Origin of the sequence: Pseudomonas wayambapalatensis, assembly GCF_049942315.1 — a bacterium.
GTDB lineage: Bacteria > Pseudomonadota > Gammaproteobacteria > Pseudomonadales > Pseudomonadaceae > Aquipseudomonas > Aquipseudomonas wayambapalatensis.
The window spans coordinates 1-13,598 of sequence record NZ_JBNFMU010000091.1 but is presented as its reverse complement, the minus strand read 5'-3'; the positions used below and the strand labels follow the sequence as shown (position 1 = coordinate 13,598).

General features: G+C 64.9%; 17 protein-coding genes. 14 read left to right on the top strand and 3 right to left on the bottom strand.

The features are described from left to right. The 4 genes from ACPZMI_RS03625 to ACPZMI_RS03610 form a co-directional block, all read left to right on the top strand. The coding region (locus ACPZMI_RS03625; protein WP_426351691.1) for an alpha/beta fold hydrolase at positions 1–704 on the top strand (704 nt) is incomplete at its 5' end. A gap of 60 nt (positions 705–764) precedes the next feature. Beyond that, positions 765–1,616, top strand: coding sequence for a poly(3-hydroxyalkanoate) depolymerase (gene phaZ, locus ACPZMI_RS03620; RefSeq protein WP_063546564.1), 852 nt, complete (start codon positions 765–767; stop codon positions 1,614–1,616). Between the two features lie 136 nt (positions 1,617–1,752). After that, positions 1,753–3,435 (top strand): class II poly(R)-hydroxyalkanoic acid synthase, encoded by a 1,683-nt coding sequence (gene phaC, locus ACPZMI_RS03615; RefSeq protein WP_186665809.1) that lies wholly within the window; start codon positions 1,753–1,755, stop codon positions 3,433–3,435. A gap of 4 nt (positions 3,436–3,439) precedes the next feature. Continuing rightward, positions 3,440–4,054, top strand: coding sequence for a TetR/AcrR family transcriptional regulator (locus ACPZMI_RS03610; RefSeq protein ID WP_426351690.1), 615 nt, complete (start codon positions 3,440–3,442; stop codon positions 4,052–4,054). 160 nt (positions 4,055–4,214) lie between these two features. Here ACPZMI_RS03610 and ACPZMI_RS03605 read toward each other — a convergent pair whose 3' ends face one another. From ACPZMI_RS03605 to ACPZMI_RS03595, 3 genes are all read right to left on the bottom strand, one after another. After that, the gene (locus ACPZMI_RS03605; RefSeq protein ID WP_426351689.1) at positions 4,215–5,015 is read right to left on the bottom strand and encodes a phasin family protein; all 801 of its coding nucleotides are present in this window, start codon (positions 5,013–5,015) and stop codon (positions 4,215–4,217) included. A 10-nt stretch (positions 5,016–5,025) separates the two neighbouring features. After that, entirely contained in the window at positions 5,026–5,448 is a 423-nt protein-coding gene (locus ACPZMI_RS03600; protein ID WP_186665803.1) for a phasin family protein, read from the bottom strand. A 131-nt stretch (positions 5,449–5,579) separates the two neighbouring features. Further along, on the bottom strand, positions 5,580–5,855 hold the full coding sequence (locus tag ACPZMI_RS03595) for a polyhydroxyalkanoic acid system family protein (RefSeq protein WP_186665801.1): 276 nt from the start codon (positions 5,853–5,855) through the stop codon (positions 5,580–5,582). A 124-nt stretch (positions 5,856–5,979) separates the two neighbouring features. On the opposite strand from ACPZMI_RS03595, the gene ubiE reads away from it, so the two are divergent. The 10 genes from ubiE to ACPZMI_RS03545 form a co-directional block, all read left to right on the top strand. Further along, positions 5,980–6,750 (top strand): bifunctional demethylmenaquinone methyltransferase/2-methoxy-6-polyprenyl-1,4-benzoquinol methylase UbiE, encoded by a 771-nt coding sequence (ubiE, locus tag ACPZMI_RS03590; RefSeq protein WP_186665799.1) that lies wholly within the window; start codon positions 5,980–5,982, stop codon positions 6,748–6,750. Beyond that, entirely contained in the window at positions 6,750–7,373 is a 624-nt protein-coding gene (locus tag ACPZMI_RS03585; RefSeq protein ID WP_426351688.1) for a ubiquinone biosynthesis accessory factor UbiJ, read from the top strand. Before ubiE ends, ACPZMI_RS03585 begins: the two co-directional genes overlap by 1 nt. Beyond that, on the top strand, positions 7,370–8,980 hold the full coding sequence (gene ubiB / locus ACPZMI_RS03580; protein WP_186710258.1) for a ubiquinone biosynthesis regulatory protein kinase UbiB: 1,611 nt from the start codon (positions 7,370–7,372) through the stop codon (positions 8,978–8,980). The genes ACPZMI_RS03585 and ubiB overlap by 4 nt, the downstream gene beginning before the upstream one ends. Positions 8,981–9,053: 73 nt before the next feature. Continuing rightward, positions 9,054–9,446, top strand: coding sequence for a phosphoribosyl-AMP cyclohydrolase (gene hisI, locus ACPZMI_RS03575; RefSeq protein WP_054894791.1), 393 nt, complete (start codon positions 9,054–9,056; stop codon positions 9,444–9,446). A 2-nt stretch (positions 9,447–9,448) separates the two neighbouring features. After that, positions 9,449–9,781 carry a phosphoribosyl-ATP diphosphatase gene (locus ACPZMI_RS03570; protein WP_054894792.1) on the top strand — a complete coding sequence of 111 codons (333 nt, stop codon included), beginning with the start codon at positions 9,449–9,451 and terminating at the stop codon, positions 9,779–9,781. A gap of 78 nt (positions 9,782–9,859) precedes the next feature. Further along, positions 9,860–10,144: a twin-arginine translocase TatA/TatE family subunit gene (locus tag ACPZMI_RS03565; RefSeq protein ID WP_186665793.1), complete on the top strand. Its 285-nt coding sequence runs from the start codon at positions 9,860–9,862 to the stop codon at positions 10,142–10,144. A gap of 3 nt (positions 10,145–10,147) precedes the next feature. After that, a complete protein-coding gene (gene tatB, locus ACPZMI_RS03560) occupies positions 10,148–10,522 on the top strand; it encodes a Sec-independent protein translocase protein TatB (protein WP_186721338.1) in 375 nt (124 codons plus the stop codon). Further along, a complete protein-coding gene (gene tatC / locus ACPZMI_RS03555) occupies positions 10,519–11,310 on the top strand; it encodes a twin-arginine translocase subunit TatC (RefSeq protein WP_063546576.1) in 792 nt (263 codons plus the stop codon). The genes tatB and tatC overlap by 4 nt, the downstream gene beginning before the upstream one ends. After that, on the top strand, positions 11,307–12,014 hold the full coding sequence (locus ACPZMI_RS03550) for a 16S rRNA (uracil(1498)-N(3))-methyltransferase (protein WP_426351687.1): 708 nt from the start codon (positions 11,307–11,309) through the stop codon (positions 12,012–12,014). Before tatC ends, ACPZMI_RS03550 begins: the two co-directional genes overlap by 4 nt. A gap of 99 nt (positions 12,015–12,113) precedes the next feature. Next, a partial coding sequence (locus ACPZMI_RS03545; protein WP_426351686.1) for a HAMP domain-containing methyl-accepting chemotaxis protein occupies positions 12,114–13,598 on the top strand: 1,485 nt, incomplete at its 3' end.

Below are 13,598 nucleotides of genomic sequence, written 5' to 3'. Positions count from 1 at the left end.
TGCTCGACACCACGGTCGATACCCAAGTGGCCCTGTTTGTCGACGAAAAGACCCTCGAAGCCGCCAAACGCCACTCCTCCCCAGCCGACGTGCTCGAAGGCAGCGACATGGCCAAGGTGTTCGCCTGGATGCGCCCCAACGACCTGATCTGGAACTACTGGGTCAACAACTACCTGCTCGGCAACGAGCCGCCGATCTTCGACATCCTGTTCTGGAACAACGACACCACACGCCTGCCGGCCGCCTTCCACGGCGACCTGATCGAGATGTTCAAGACCAACCCGCTGACCCGCGCCGACGCGCTGGAAGTCTGCGGCACCGCCATCGACCTGAAGAAGGTGCAGTGCGACATCTACAGCGTCGCCGGCACCGCCGACCACATCACCCCCTGGCAGTCGTGCTACCGCTCGGCGCACCTGTTCGGCGGCAAGATCGAGTTCGTGCTCTCCAACAGCGGCCATATCCAGAGCATCCTCAACCCGCCAGGCAACCCCAAGGCGCGTTTCCTGACCGGCGAAGACCGCCCGGACGACCCGTTGGCCTGGCAGGAGAACGCGATCAAGCACGCCGACTCCTGGTGGCTGCACTGGCAGGCCTGGCTGGGTGAACGCGCCGGTGAGCTGAAGAAAGCACCGACACGCCTGGGCAATCGCGCCTACAGCGCGGGCGAAGCGGCCCCGGGGACCTACGTGCACGAGCGTTGAGTCGCACCGCCGCGGCCACCCGGCGGGCCGCGGCGCTTCATTCATCACAGAGTCAGGCGCATGTCGCAACCCTACGTATTCAGGACCGTCGAGCTGGACAACCAGTCCATCCGCACCGCCGTCCGCCCCGGCAAGCCACATCTGACGCCGCTGCTGATCTTCAACGGCATTGGCGCCAACCTCGAGCTGGTGTTCCCGTTCATCGAGGCGCTGGACCCGGACCTGGAAGTCATCGCCTTCGACGTCCCCGGCGTCGGCGGCTCCTCGACGCCCCGCCACCCCTACCGCTTTCCGGGCCTGGCCAAGCTCACCGCACGCATGCTCGACTACCTGGACTACGGCCAGGTCAATGTCATCGGCGTGTCCTGGGGCGGGGCGCTGGCCCAGCAGTTTGCCCACGACTATCCCGAACGCTGCAAGAAACTGGTGCTCGCCGCCACTGCCGCCGGGGCCTTCATGGTGCCCGGCAAGCCCAAGGTGCTGTGGATGATGGCCAGCCCGCGGCGCTATGTGCAGCCATCGCACGTGATCCGCATCGCACCGATGATTTATGGCGGCGCCTTCCGCCGCGACCCGGACCTGGCGCTGCACCACGCCTCCAAGGTGCGTTCCGGCGGCAAGACCGGCTACTACTGGCAACTGTTCGCCGGGCTTGGCTGGACGAGCATCCACTGGCTGCACAAGATCCACCAGCCGACCCTGGTGCTGGCCGGCGACGATGACCCGTTGATTCCGCTGATCAACATGCGGCTGCTGGCCTGGCGGATTCCCAATGCCCAGCTACACATAATCGACGACGGCCATCTTTTTCTGATTACCCGCGCCGAGGCCGTCGCTCCGATCATCATGAAATTCCTCCAGGAAGAGCGCCAGCGTGCGGTCATGCACCCGCGGCCGGTGGCTCGGAGGTGAGCGGGCGCTAGGACATTCAGTTACTCGGCGGTGCTGCCTTCGCGGGCAAGCCCGCTCCCACGGATCCGGTGCAGGTGGGAGCGGGCTTGCCCGCGAAGGCGACATCGCAGACAAGGATCGACGAGGGATTGTTGCCATGAAGGACAAACCGGCAAAGGGGACGACACCGATCCCGGCCACCAGCATGAACGTGCAGAACGCCATCGCCGGCCTGCGCGGCCGCGACCTGATCTCGACCCTGCGTCAGGTCGGACGCATCGGCCTGCGCAACCCGCTGCACACCGCCCACCACCTGCTGAACCTCGGTGGCCAGCTGGGCCGCGTGCTGCTCGGCGACACACCCCACCAGCCGCACCCTCGGGACGCGCGTTTCAGCGATCCGACCTGGAGCCAGAACCCCTTCTACCGGCGCGGCCTGCAGGCCTACCTGGCGTGGCAGAAGCAGACCCGTCAGTGGATCGAGGAAAGCTCGCTGGACGATGACGACCGAGCCCGCGCGCACTTTCTGTTCAACCTGCTCACCGATGCCGTGTCGCCAAGCAACTCGCTGCTCAACCCACTGGCGATCAAGGAGATGCTCAACACTGGTGGCCAGAGCGTGGTGCGCGGTCTCGCCCACCTGCTCGACGACCTGCGCCACAACGACGGCCTGCCGCGCCAGGTCGACGATCGCGCCTTCGAAGTCGGCAGCAATCTGGCCGCCACCCCTGGCGCGGTGGTGTTTCGCAACGAGCTGCTGGAACTGATCCAGTACAAGCCGATGAGCGAGAAACAGTACACCCGCCCCCTGCTGGTGGTGCCGCCGCAGATCAACAAGTTCTACGTGTTCGACCTGGGGCCGACCAACAGCTTCGTGCAATACATGCTCAAGAACGGCCTGCAGGTGTTCATGGTCAGTTGGCGCAACCCCGACCCATGCCACCGCGAATGGGGCCTGTCGAGCTACGTCCAGGCGCTGGAGGAAGCGCTGGATGCCTGTCGCAGCATCAGCGGCAACCGCGATCCCAACCTCATGGGCGCCTGTGCCGGCGGGCTGACCATGGCCGCGCTGCAGGGGCATCTGCAGGTCAAGGGGCGCTTGCGCAAAGTGCGCAGCGCCACCTACCTGGTGAGCCTGCTCGACACCCAGTTCGACAGCCCTGCCAGCCTGTTCGCCGACGAGCAGACACTCGAAGCCTCCAAGCGCCGCTCCTACCAGCGCGGCGTGCTGGACGGCGGCGAAGTGGCGCGCATCTTCGCCTGGATGCGCCCCAACGACCTGATCTGGAACTACTGGGTCAACAACTACCTGCTCGGCAAGACACCACCGGCCTTCGACATACTCTACTGGAACGCCGACAACACCCGCCTGCCTGCCGCCCTGCACGGCGAGTTGCTGGACTTCTTCAAGCTCAACCCGCTGGTGCAGCCGGGCGGCCTGGAGGTGTGCGGCACCCCGATCGACCTCGGGCAAGTCACGGTCGACAGCTTCACCGTGGCCGGCAGCAACGATCACATCACCCCTTGGGACGCGGTGTACCGCTCGGCCCTGCTGCTGGGCGGCGAGCGCCGCTTCGTGCTGTCGCACAGCGGGCACATCCAGAGCATCATCAACCCACCCGGCAACCCCAAGGCCTATTACCTGGAAAACCCCCGGCTCTCCAGCGACCCACGCGCCTGGTTCCACGATGCCACCCGCAGCGACGGCACCTGGTGGCCGCAGTGGCTGGAATGGATCACACGCCGCTCAGGCAGCCTCAGGCCGCCGAAGGCCGAACTGGGCACGCCATCCTACCCACCGCTCGGGCCGGCCCCTGGCACCTATGTAATGGCACGCTGAGCCCATGAAGACCCGCGACCGCATCCTGGCTTGCGCCCTGGAGCTGTTCAACCGCCAGGGCGAGCCGAACGTCTCGACCCTGGAGATCGCCAACGAGCTGGGCATCAGCCCGGGCAACCTCTACTACCACTTCCACGGCAAAGAGCCGCTGGTCATGGGCCTGTTCGAGCGCTTCGAAGACGAGTTGATGCCGCTGCTCGATCCACCACTGGAGGTGCGCCTGGATGCCGAGGACTACTGGCTGTTCCTGCACCTGATCGTCGAGCGCATGTCGCAGTACCGCTTCCTGTTCCAGGACCTCTCGAACCTGACCGGCCGCCTGCCCAAGCTGGCGCGCGGCATGCGCGGGCTGATCAATGCGGTCAAGCGTACCCTGGCAGCGTTGCTGGCCAGCCTCAAGAGCCAGGGATTGGTGGTGAGCGAGACTCAGGCGCTGGGGCAACTGGTGGAGCAGATCACGCTGACGCTGCTGTTCTCGCTGGATTACCAGCGGGTACTGGGACGCGAGGGCGATGTGGGGATCGTGGTGTACCAGGTGATGATGCTGGTGGCGCCGCATCTGCAGGAGCCGGCGCGCAGGGCGGCGGAGCAGTTGGCGGGGAAATATCTGGACGTGTAGGGGCTGGACTTGCGGTGTTGCCACTGACGCATTCGCGGGCAAGTCGCAGCGGCGAACCGCCGCTCCCACAACAGCCCTCGTAACTTCTGAATACGGTGCTGTTACCTGTAGGAGCGGCGGTTCGCCGCTGCGACTTGCCCGCGAAACGCACGCCGCGGTATCAGCTTTGGCCGGCTGGACTCACCGGTGCCGACGGCGTATTGCCAGCCGGTACGGCGCTCGGTGCTGGCGCCGCAGCAGCGGCCGGAGCTGCGGGCTTGGCAGCGACCGGTTTCGCGGCCGCAGGCTTGGCCGGGGCTTTCTTCACTGCAGGTTTCTTGGCTACAGCCGGTTTGGCAGCGGGCTTGGCGGCCGGTTTGGCTGCAGCAGGCTTGGCAGCCGGCTTCGCCGCAGCGGTCTTGGCTGCAGGTTTTGCCGCAGCGGCCTTAACTGCAGGCTTGGCAGCCGGTTTTGCCGCCGCAGTCTTGGCAGCCGGCTTGGCGGCGGGTTTTGCGGCGGGTTTTGCCGCAGCCTTGGCCAACGGCTTGGCAGCGGTCTTGCTCGCGGCAGCCTTGGACGCCGGTGCCACCGAGGCGCCGGTCAACTTCTCGATCTGCTTGGTCAGGCTGTCGACCTGCTGGTGCAGCGCCTTGATCTCGTTACGGCTGGGGACGCCCAGGCGCGAGATTGCACTGTTCAGACGCTTGTCGAAGGCCTCTTCCAGCTCGCTCCACTTGCCCAGCGCGCGATCCTTCACATCGGAGACCCGCGAGGTCGTCGCCGACTTGGCCGCAACGGCATCCTTCTTCGCCTGCTTTTCAGCCTTCTCGCCGTCCTTCACCAGCGAATCGAACAGCTTGGGACCATCCTGGTCGACCTTGGAGTAGATCCCCAGACCAGCCAGCCAGATCTTGCGGGAGTACTTCTCGATCCCGCCGATCCAGGAGCTGCCTTCTTTTTCGGTGTTCTTCTTGCCAGCCATCCTGCTCTCCTTATGGTTTGCGCGCGACACGCTCGAGCAACTCGGTCAGCTGTTCGAGTTTGATGGACAACGCCTCAACGTCATGTTTAGACGGAATGCCGATGCGATTCAAGGCGCGGGCCACCCGTGCGTCGAAAGCCTTTTCGATTTTGTCGAGCTGGACCTCGACCTTGCCGCGTACCCGGCTCACTTCCTCGGCCGCTTCGTCGAGCTGGCCGTTGGCCGCGTCGAGCTTCTTGTCGAGGGTTTTCTTGCCGCGTTTCTCGACGACTTCACCGGCCTTGACCAGCTCCTTGAAGTACTCCGAGCCTTCCTGGCCGACACGGGCGTAAGCGCCGACGCCGGCGAGCCAGATCTTGCGCGCGTAGCCGCGCACTTCGCTCAGGGTGCTGTCCTGGGCGTCTTCTTTCTTTTTCAGGGTCAACTTGGCCATGCTCTGCACCTCACGTTCGGTGTGGATGGAGGAACTGCCCTTGGAATGCGGGCTTGAGCATGAAGATAGGGTGGGAAATTAGAATTCTCACCCTAAGGTGAAGGGCCAGGGTCGCCGTGCAGCCCCGCGCCTCAGGCCAGCGCCTTGTCCAGCGCGCGCTCGATCTCGCCCTTGATGGTGCCGCTCATCATCGACAGCATCATGCCCAGCTTCAGCTCGACACGGATGGTGTCCTCGCCAATGTGCACGCTACCGTTGGCGCCGCTGCGCGCGACATCGACGCGGTCGCCGTTCCAGGTGGCCTTGAGGTCGTACTCGCGCGACAGCTTGTCGACCAGGCCTTCGGCCTTGGCCCGGGCAGCTTCGCGGCCGAGGGAATGTTTGCGTTCGACGCTGATCTGAGTCATTCGGGGTATCCAGGCAATGAAGACATAATCGGCATTATGCCCGCGCCCGCGACACGGCACACCCCGCCAAGACAAATCCGCCCGTTCACCCTAGAATGGCGGTAATTTTTTCCGGTGAAGCGATATGAACGACCAGCGCAAAGGCGACCACGCCGAACCCACCACCCACTTTGGCTACCAGGACGTCCCCGAGAGCCAGAAGGCGAAGAAGGTCGCCGAGGTTTTCCACTCCGTGGCCGCCAAGTACGACCTGATGAACGATGTGCTCTCCGGCGGCCTGCACCGCCTGTGGAAGCGCTTCACCATCGAGCTGTCCGGTGTGCGCACCGGCAACCGCGTGCTCGACATCGCTGGCGGCACCGGCGACCTGGCAGCCAAGTTCTCGCGTCTGGTCGGCCCGACCGGCCAGGTCGTACTGGCCGACATCAACGAATCGATGCTCAAGGTCGGCCGTGATCGCCTGCTCGACCGTGGCGTGGCCGGCAACATTGAGTTCGTCCAGGCCGATGCGGAAAAGCTGCCCTTCCCCGACAACCACTTCGACTGCGTGACCATCGCTTTCGGCCTGCGCAACGTGACGCACAAGGATGAAGCCATCCGTTCGATGCTGCGTGTGCTCAAGCCCGGCGGCCGCCTGCTGGTGCTGGAGTTCTCCAAACCCACCAACAAACTGATGTCGCGCGCCTACGATGCCTACTCCTTCGCCTTCATGCCCCTGGCCGGCAAACTGATCACCAACGACTCGGAAAGCTATCGCTACCTGGCCGAATCGATCCGTATGCACCCCGACCAGGAAACGCTGAAAAGCATGATGGTCGATGCCGGCTTCGACCGCGTCACCTACCACAACATGACCAGCGGCATCGTCGCCGTGCACCGGGGAATCAAGCCCTGATGCTCCTGACCGGGCTGCTCGCCAGCGTCGAGCACGGGCTCAACCGTGTGCTGCGCATGGACAGCACGGCGCTGCCGCGCCTGGGTGCGCTGGAAGGCAAGGTGATCGCCATCGACTGCCGCCAGCCCGCCCTGCAGTTGTTCATCCTGCCCGACCAAGAGGGCCTGATGCTCGCCGCGCATTGGGAGGGCGAGGTCGACTGCACCCTGCGTGCCCCAGCCGGCAGCCTGGCCCAGTTGGCCTTCGCCAAGGACAAGAACGCCGTGCTGCACAGCCCGCAGGTCGAACTGCATGGCGACAGCGCGGTGCTGCTCGACCTGGTCGGCGTGCTGCAGGACCTGGAGCTCGACTGGGAGTACGAGCTGTCGCGCTGGCTGGGGCCGGTCCCCACCGCGCTGATCGCCGGCCACCTGCGCCTGCGCGCACGCTGGACCCGGCAAGGCCTGTCGCGCTTCAGCCAGAACCTGTCCGAATACCTCGCCGAGGAATCGCGCACCCTGGTCGGGCAGCGCGAAGCCGAAGCGGCATTCAGCGAGCTCGATGCGCTGAAGGTCGATATCGAACGTCTCGAGGCGCGCATCCGTCGCCTTTCCCACACTCTTGATTCCAGCGATAACGCATGAAGCTGCTCGCCGTCCGCCGTCTGTTGCGCATCCAGCGCGTCGTGATCCGCTACCGTCTCGATGACCTGCTGTTCGACCTGCCCCTGCCCTGGTGGCTGCTCAGCCTGCGCCTGCTGATGCCCTGGCGCTGGCTGCCGCGCAAGCCCAGCGAGCTCAGCCGGGGCGCGCGCCTGCGCCTGGCCCTGCAGGACCTGGGGCCGATCTTCATCAAGTTCGGCCAACTGCTCTCCACCCGCCGCGACCTGCTGCCAACGGACGTCGCCGACGAGTTGATGCTGCTGCAGGACCGCGTGCCACCGTTCGACCCACAGAAAGCCGTGGCGCTGATCGAAGCGCAGCTCGGCGCGAAAGTCGGCGAGGTGTTCAGCCGCTTCGACGTCGAACCGCTGGCCTCCGCCTCGGTCGCCCAGGTCCATGCCGCACGCCTCAAGACCGGCGAAGAGGTGGTCGTGAAGGTGGTTCGCCCGGGCCTCAAGCCCGTGATCGCCCAGGACCTGGCGTGGTTGTTCCTGATCGCCAAGGTTGCCGAACGGGCCTCCGCCGATGCGCGCCGCCTGCACCCGGTGGAAGTGGTCAGCGACTACGAAAAGACCATCTACGACGAGCTCGACCTGCTGCGCGAAGCGGCCAACGCCAGCCAACTGCGCCGCAACTTCGAAGGCTCGGAGCTGATGTACGTGCCGCAGGTGTACTGGGACCTGTGCCGCCCGAAAGTGCTGGTAATGGAGCGCATCTACGGCGTGCCCGTCACCGACATGGCCACCCTGGCCGACCAGCGCACCGACATGAAGCTTCTGGCCGAGCGCGGCGTCGAGGTGTTCTTCACCCAGGTGTTCCGTGACAGCTTCTTCCACGCCGACATGCACCCGGGCAACATCTTCGTCAGCACGGTCAAGCCGTGGAGCCCGCAGTACATCGCCATCGACTGCGGCATCGTCGGCAGCCTGACCGCCGAAGACCAGGACTACCTGGCACGCAACCTGATCGCCTTCTTCAAGCGCGACTACCGCCGCGTGGCGCAGTTGCACATCGATTCGGGCTGGGTGCCGGCGCACACCAAGGTCAACGAATTCGAAGCGGCGATCCGCACCGTGTGCGAGCCGATCTTCGAAAAACCGTTAAAGGATATTTCCTTCGGCCAGGTGCTGATGCGTCTGTTCCAGACGGCCCGCCGCTTCAATATGGAAGTTCAGCCGCAGTTGGTACTGCTGCAGAAAACCCTGCTCAACATCGAAGGCCTGGGGCGCCAGCTGTACCCCGACCTGGACCTGTGGAGCACCGCCAAACCCTATCTGGAACGCTGGATGCGCGAACGCATGAGCCCCAAGGCGGTGTTCGGCAACCTCTACAGCCAGGCCGAGCAGTTGCCGCACCTGGCCGACATGACCCGCGACCTGCTCGAACGCCTGTCGCAACCGCACCTGCACGACCCGCAACTGCCGGAGCGTCGCCGTGCGGGCGACAACTGGGCACTGCGCCTGCTCGGTGCCGGCCTGCTCGGTGGCGGCGCGACCCTGGCCGCCGGTGCCGCGAGCCTCAGCGCTCCGGCCGCCTGGCCGGCGTGGCTGATGCTGGTTGCCGGGCTCTACCTGATCGTGCGCCGATAGCCAGCCGCGCTGCTGGCTGGCACACTAGGCGCAAAGGGCCCGGTACGGGAGCGGGCCTGTTTTGGAGTCGACGATGAAAGACTGGCTGGACGAGATCAAGTGGAACAGCGATGGCCTGGTACCGGCGATCGCCCAGGACCACAAGACCGGGCGCGTGCTGATGATGGCCTGGATGAACCGTGAGTCGCTCGCCCTGACTGCCGCCGAGAACCGCGCCATCTATTGGTCGCGCTCGCGAGGCAAGCTGTGGCGCAAGGGCGAAGAGTCCGGCCATGTGCAGAAACTGCATGAACTGCGCCTGGATTGCGACGCCGACGTGGTCATCCTCATGGTCGAGCAACTGGGCCATATCGCCTGCCATACCGGCCGTGAAAGCTGCTTCTATCGCGTCTTCGAAAACGGTGAGTGGAAGATCGTAGACCCGGTTCTGAAAGATCCTGACACCATCTACCACGCGGGGCACTGAACATGAGCGACACACTTGATCGCCTGGCCGAAGTGCTCGAGCAACGCAAGCAGGCGGCCCCCGACAGCTCCTACGTGGCGAGCCTCTACCACAAGGGCCTGAACAAGATTCTGGAAAAGCTTGGCGAAGAGTCGATCGAGACGATCATCGCCGCCAAGGACGCCGCCGTGAGCAAGGATTACAGTGATGTCATCTATGAAACCGCCGACCTGTGGTTTCATAGCCTGGTGATGCTCAGCGCACTGGGGCAGCATCCACAGGCGGTACTGGACGAACTCGACCGCCGCTTCGGGCTTTCCGGCCATGACGAGAAGGCCGCGCGCCAACCGACCTGATCGCCATGCCCCTGCAGGAGCGGGCTCGCCCCCGCGATAACGCCCGCTCAGGCTACACATCATTCAAGGGAGTACACCATGGGTATCTTTGACTGGAAACACTGGATCGTCCTGCTGGTCGTCGTGGTGCTGGTGTTCGGCACCAAGAAGCTGAAGAACTTCGGCAGTGACCTGGGCGAATCGATCAAGGGCTTTCGCAAGGCCATGAACGAGGAAGAGAGCAAGCCTGCCGAGCAGACTCCGCCGCCTGTCCAGCCGTCCGTGCAACCCACCCAGCAGCCGCACAACACCGCGCCGCTGAACCAGCCGCACACCATCGAGGGCCAGGCTCAGCCGGTCCAAGAGCCACAACGGAAAGACTGACCCATGTTCGGCATCAGCTTCAGCGAGCTGCTGCTCGTCGGCCTGGTTGCCTTGCTGGTGCTCGGCCCCGAGCGCCTGCCCGGCGCCGCGCGTACCGCGGGGTTGTGGATCGGCCGGCTCAAGCGCAGCTTCAACAGCATCAAGATGGAAGTCGAGCGCGAAATCGGTGCCGATGACATCCGCCGCCAGTTGCACAACGAGCACATCCTGCAGATGGAACAGGAAGCCAAGCGCATCCTCAACCCGCAGACACCGCCCGCGCAGCCCGTGAACACAGCGGCCGCGAGCGAGACTCCCGCACCTGCCGCCGACGCCAATGCCGCCCCTGCGGCGCCCACGACCACCCCTGAGCCGCACCAGCCGCCCCGAGCCCCATGAGCGAAACTCCGGAACACGACCAGCCCATGCCGCTGGTCTCGCACCTGACCGAACTGCGCACCCGCCTGCTGCGTTGCGTCGCCGTTATCTTCCTGATCTTCGCCGGGCTGTTCTCCTTCGCCCAGCAGATCTACACCCTGGTCTCGGCGCCCTTGCGTGCGCACTTGCCGGCCAACGCGACGATGATCGCCACCGATGTGGCCTCGCCGTTCCTCACGCCGTTCAAGCTGACCATGATCGTCTCGCTGTTCCTGGCCATCCCGTTCATCCTCCAACAGATCTGGGGCTTCATCGCACCGGGGCTGTACCGCCATGAAAAGCGCATCGCCATCCCGCTGCTGATCTCCAGCATCATCCTGTTCTACGCCGGCATGGCCTTCGCCTACTTCCTGGTGTTCCCGCTGATCTTCGGTTTCTTCGCCAGCGCCACCCCTGAAGGCGTGTCGATGATGACCGACATCGCCAGCTACCTCGACTTCGTCATGACCCTGTTCTTCGCCTTCGGCGTCGCCTTCGAGATTCCGGTGGCCGTGGTGCTGCTGGTGTGGATCGGCGTGGTCGATGTGAAGTACCTGAAGAAGATCCGTCCCTACGTGATCATCGGCTGCTTCGTGGTCGGCATGATCCTCACGCCACCGGACATCTTCTCGCAAACGCTGCTGGCCGTGCCCATGTGGCTGCTGTTCGAGATCGGCGTGCTGTTCGGCGGCCTGATCCGCAAGCGCAGCCATCCGCAGGATGAAGCTGCGGACGACCACAACGACCAGCCGCCAGCGACCCAGGCGTGAACCTGCTGCTGCTCGAGGAGGCCGACTTCGTCGCGGCCGACCGTGTCGTACTGGCCGACCGCCGCTTCACGCACATGCAGGACATCCAGCGCGTGGCGGTGGGCGACAACCTGCGCGTAGGCCGCATCGGCGGCCTGATGGGCCAGGCCGAGGTCATCCGCCTGGAGGGCCACGAAGCCGAGCTGCGGGTCAGCTTCGACCAGCAACCACCCGCGAAGCTGCCGCTCACCCTGGTGCTGGCCGTCCCCCGCCCCAAGATGCTGCGCCGACTGTTCCAGACCATCGCCACCCTTGGCGTGCCACGGCTGGTCCTGGTCAACAGCTACAAGGTCGAGAAAAGCTTCTGGCAGACCCCGTTCCTGCAGCCGGACAGCATCCGCGAGAACCTGATCCTGGGCCTTGAGCAGGCACGCGATACCGTGCTGCCGGAAGTCATCATCGAAAAACGCTTCAAACCCTTCGTCGAAGACCGGCTGCCCGCCATCGCCGACGGCACTCTCGGCCTGGTTGGCCATCCCGGCCCCTACCCGGCCTGTCCCCGCGCGGTGCAAGGGCCGGTGACCCTGGCGATCGGCCCGGAAGGCGGTTGGATCCCCTACGAAGTGGAACTGCTGGGCAAGGCCGGCCTGGCCCCCGTACAACTGGGCGAGCGCATCCTGCGCGTGGAAACAGCGGTCACGGCTCTGCTTTCCCGAATATTCTGACCATTCGGTCAGCATCCTGCCATCAAGTTTCTCCCCAACAGGCCGATGGCCTTGCAACACAAGAAAATTCTGGCTTTTCAAGTCGCCGGGGAGATCGTCATGTACGGAAAGGTTGTCCAGTCGCTGGGAAACGTGAGCGTCAGTCGCAAACTGGGGGCCGGCTTCGGCCTGGTACTGTTGTTGACCATGGCGATCACCGCCACAGGCTGGCGCGGCATGGACTCGATCATCGACCGCGGTGACAAGCTGGGCAACATCTCCGTGATCCTCGGCTACAGCCAGGACCTGCGCATCGCCCGCCAGCAGTACGAACGCAATCGCGACGACGCATCGGCGGGTGAGCTGGAAAAAGCGCTCGGCAAGCTCGAGCAGCAGGTCGAGATGATGCTCGGGCAGATCGAGCATCCGCAGGATCACCAGCGCCTGGAGCAGCAGCGTCAAGCCGTGCGCCAATACCGCCAGGCCTTCGTCGAGCTCAAGCAGGCCGGCCAGCGTCGTGAAGCCGCCCGCAGTGTGCTGGGTGACAGCGCCGACAAGGCCGCTGCGCTGATCGGCCAGGTGCAGCAACGCCTTGCGCAAGGTGGCGACATCAGCCTCTATCAACAGATCGTGCAGGCCAGCGCCTTGCTCCAGCAGGCGCGCTTCCAGGTGCGCGGCTACACCTATAGCGGCAAGGCCGAATTCCAGCAGACCGCGCTGGATGCCATCGACCAGGCGCTCGCTGTGCTCAAGGCCCTGCCGGCCAGGGTGCCCGCCGAATACGCCGCCAGTCTCGATGATGCCGCCAATGCCATGGGCGCCTATCGCGATGCGGTGAACCAGTTTGGCGCAGCGCAGACCAGCGCCGAGCAGACCTTGCAACGCATGGTCGTACAGGGCCAGGTGCTGATGGATGCCGGTACGCAGATGACCGCATCGCAGACCGCCGTGCGCAACAGTGGTGCCCTGCAGGCCAAGACCCTACTGGGCGGAGCCAGTGCCCTTGCCCTGCTGCTAGGCATCATTGCCGCCTGGGCCATCACCCGGCAGATCGTCGTGCCCCTGCGCCAGACCCTCAGCGCCGCCGAACGCGTGGCCAGCGGCGACTTGAGCCAGGAACTGCAGGTGCAACGTCGCGACGAGCTCGGCCAACTGCAAGCCAGCATGCAGCGCATGACCCAGGGCCTGCGCGAACTGATCAGCGGCATCGGCGACGGTGTCACCCAGATCGCCAGTGCTGCCGAAGAGTTGTCGGCCGTCACCGAGCAGACCAGCGCCGGGGTCAACAACCAGAAAGTCGAGACTGACCAGGTGGCGACCGCCATGAACGAAATGGCAGCCACCGTGCAGGAAGTGGCGCGCAACGCGGAGCAGGCTTCGGAAGCGGCGCTGATGGCCGACCAGCAGGCTCGCGAGGGTGATCGGGTGGTTGGCGAGGCCATCGCCCAGATCGAACGCCTGGCCACCGAAGTCGGGCACTCCAGCGAAGCGATGAACCAGCTTAAGACCGAGAGCGACAAAATCGGCAGCGTGCTCGACGTGATCAAGTCGGTCGCCCAGCAGACCAACCTGCTGGCCCTCAACGCCGCCATCGAGGCTGCGCGT

What these genes read in the sequence shown, in the direction of transcription:
- phaZ (WP_063546564.1), top strand. Translation starts at nt 765, where the DNA reads ATGTCGCAACCCTACGTATTCAGGACCGTCGAGCTGGACAACCAGTCC.
- phaC (WP_186665809.1), top strand. Translation starts at nt 1,753, where the DNA reads ATGAAGGACAAACCGGCAAAGGGGACGACACCGATCCCGGCCACCAGC.
- ACPZMI_RS03610 (WP_426351690.1), top strand. Translation starts at nt 3,440, where the DNA reads ATGAAGACCCGCGACCGCATCCTGGCTTGCGCCCTGGAGCTGTTCAAC.
- ACPZMI_RS03605 (WP_426351689.1), bottom strand. Translation starts at nt 5,015, where the DNA reads ATGGCTGGCAAGAAGAACACCGAAAAAGAAGGCAGCTCCTGGATCGGC.
- ACPZMI_RS03600 (WP_186665803.1), bottom strand. Translation starts at nt 5,448, where the DNA reads ATGGCCAAGTTGACCCTGAAAAAGAAAGAAGACGCCCAGGACAGCACC.
- ACPZMI_RS03595 (WP_186665801.1), bottom strand. Translation starts at nt 5,855, where the DNA reads ATGACTCAGATCAGCGTCGAACGCAAACATTCCCTCGGCCGCGAAGCT.
- ubiE (WP_186665799.1), top strand. Translation starts at nt 5,980, where the DNA reads ATGAACGACCAGCGCAAAGGCGACCACGCCGAACCCACCACCCACTTT.
- ACPZMI_RS03585 (WP_426351688.1), top strand. Translation starts at nt 6,750, where the DNA reads ATGCTCCTGACCGGGCTGCTCGCCAGCGTCGAGCACGGGCTCAACCGT.
- ubiB (WP_186710258.1), top strand. Translation starts at nt 7,370, where the DNA reads ATGAAGCTGCTCGCCGTCCGCCGTCTGTTGCGCATCCAGCGCGTCGTG.
- hisI (WP_054894791.1), top strand. Translation starts at nt 9,054, where the DNA reads ATGAAAGACTGGCTGGACGAGATCAAGTGGAACAGCGATGGCCTGGTA.
- ACPZMI_RS03570 (WP_054894792.1), top strand. Translation starts at nt 9,449, where the DNA reads ATGAGCGACACACTTGATCGCCTGGCCGAAGTGCTCGAGCAACGCAAG.
- ACPZMI_RS03565 (WP_186665793.1), top strand. Translation starts at nt 9,860, where the DNA reads ATGGGTATCTTTGACTGGAAACACTGGATCGTCCTGCTGGTCGTCGTG.
- tatB (WP_186721338.1), top strand. Translation starts at nt 10,148, where the DNA reads ATGTTCGGCATCAGCTTCAGCGAGCTGCTGCTCGTCGGCCTGGTTGCC.
- tatC (WP_063546576.1), top strand. Translation starts at nt 10,519, where the DNA reads ATGAGCGAAACTCCGGAACACGACCAGCCCATGCCGCTGGTCTCGCAC.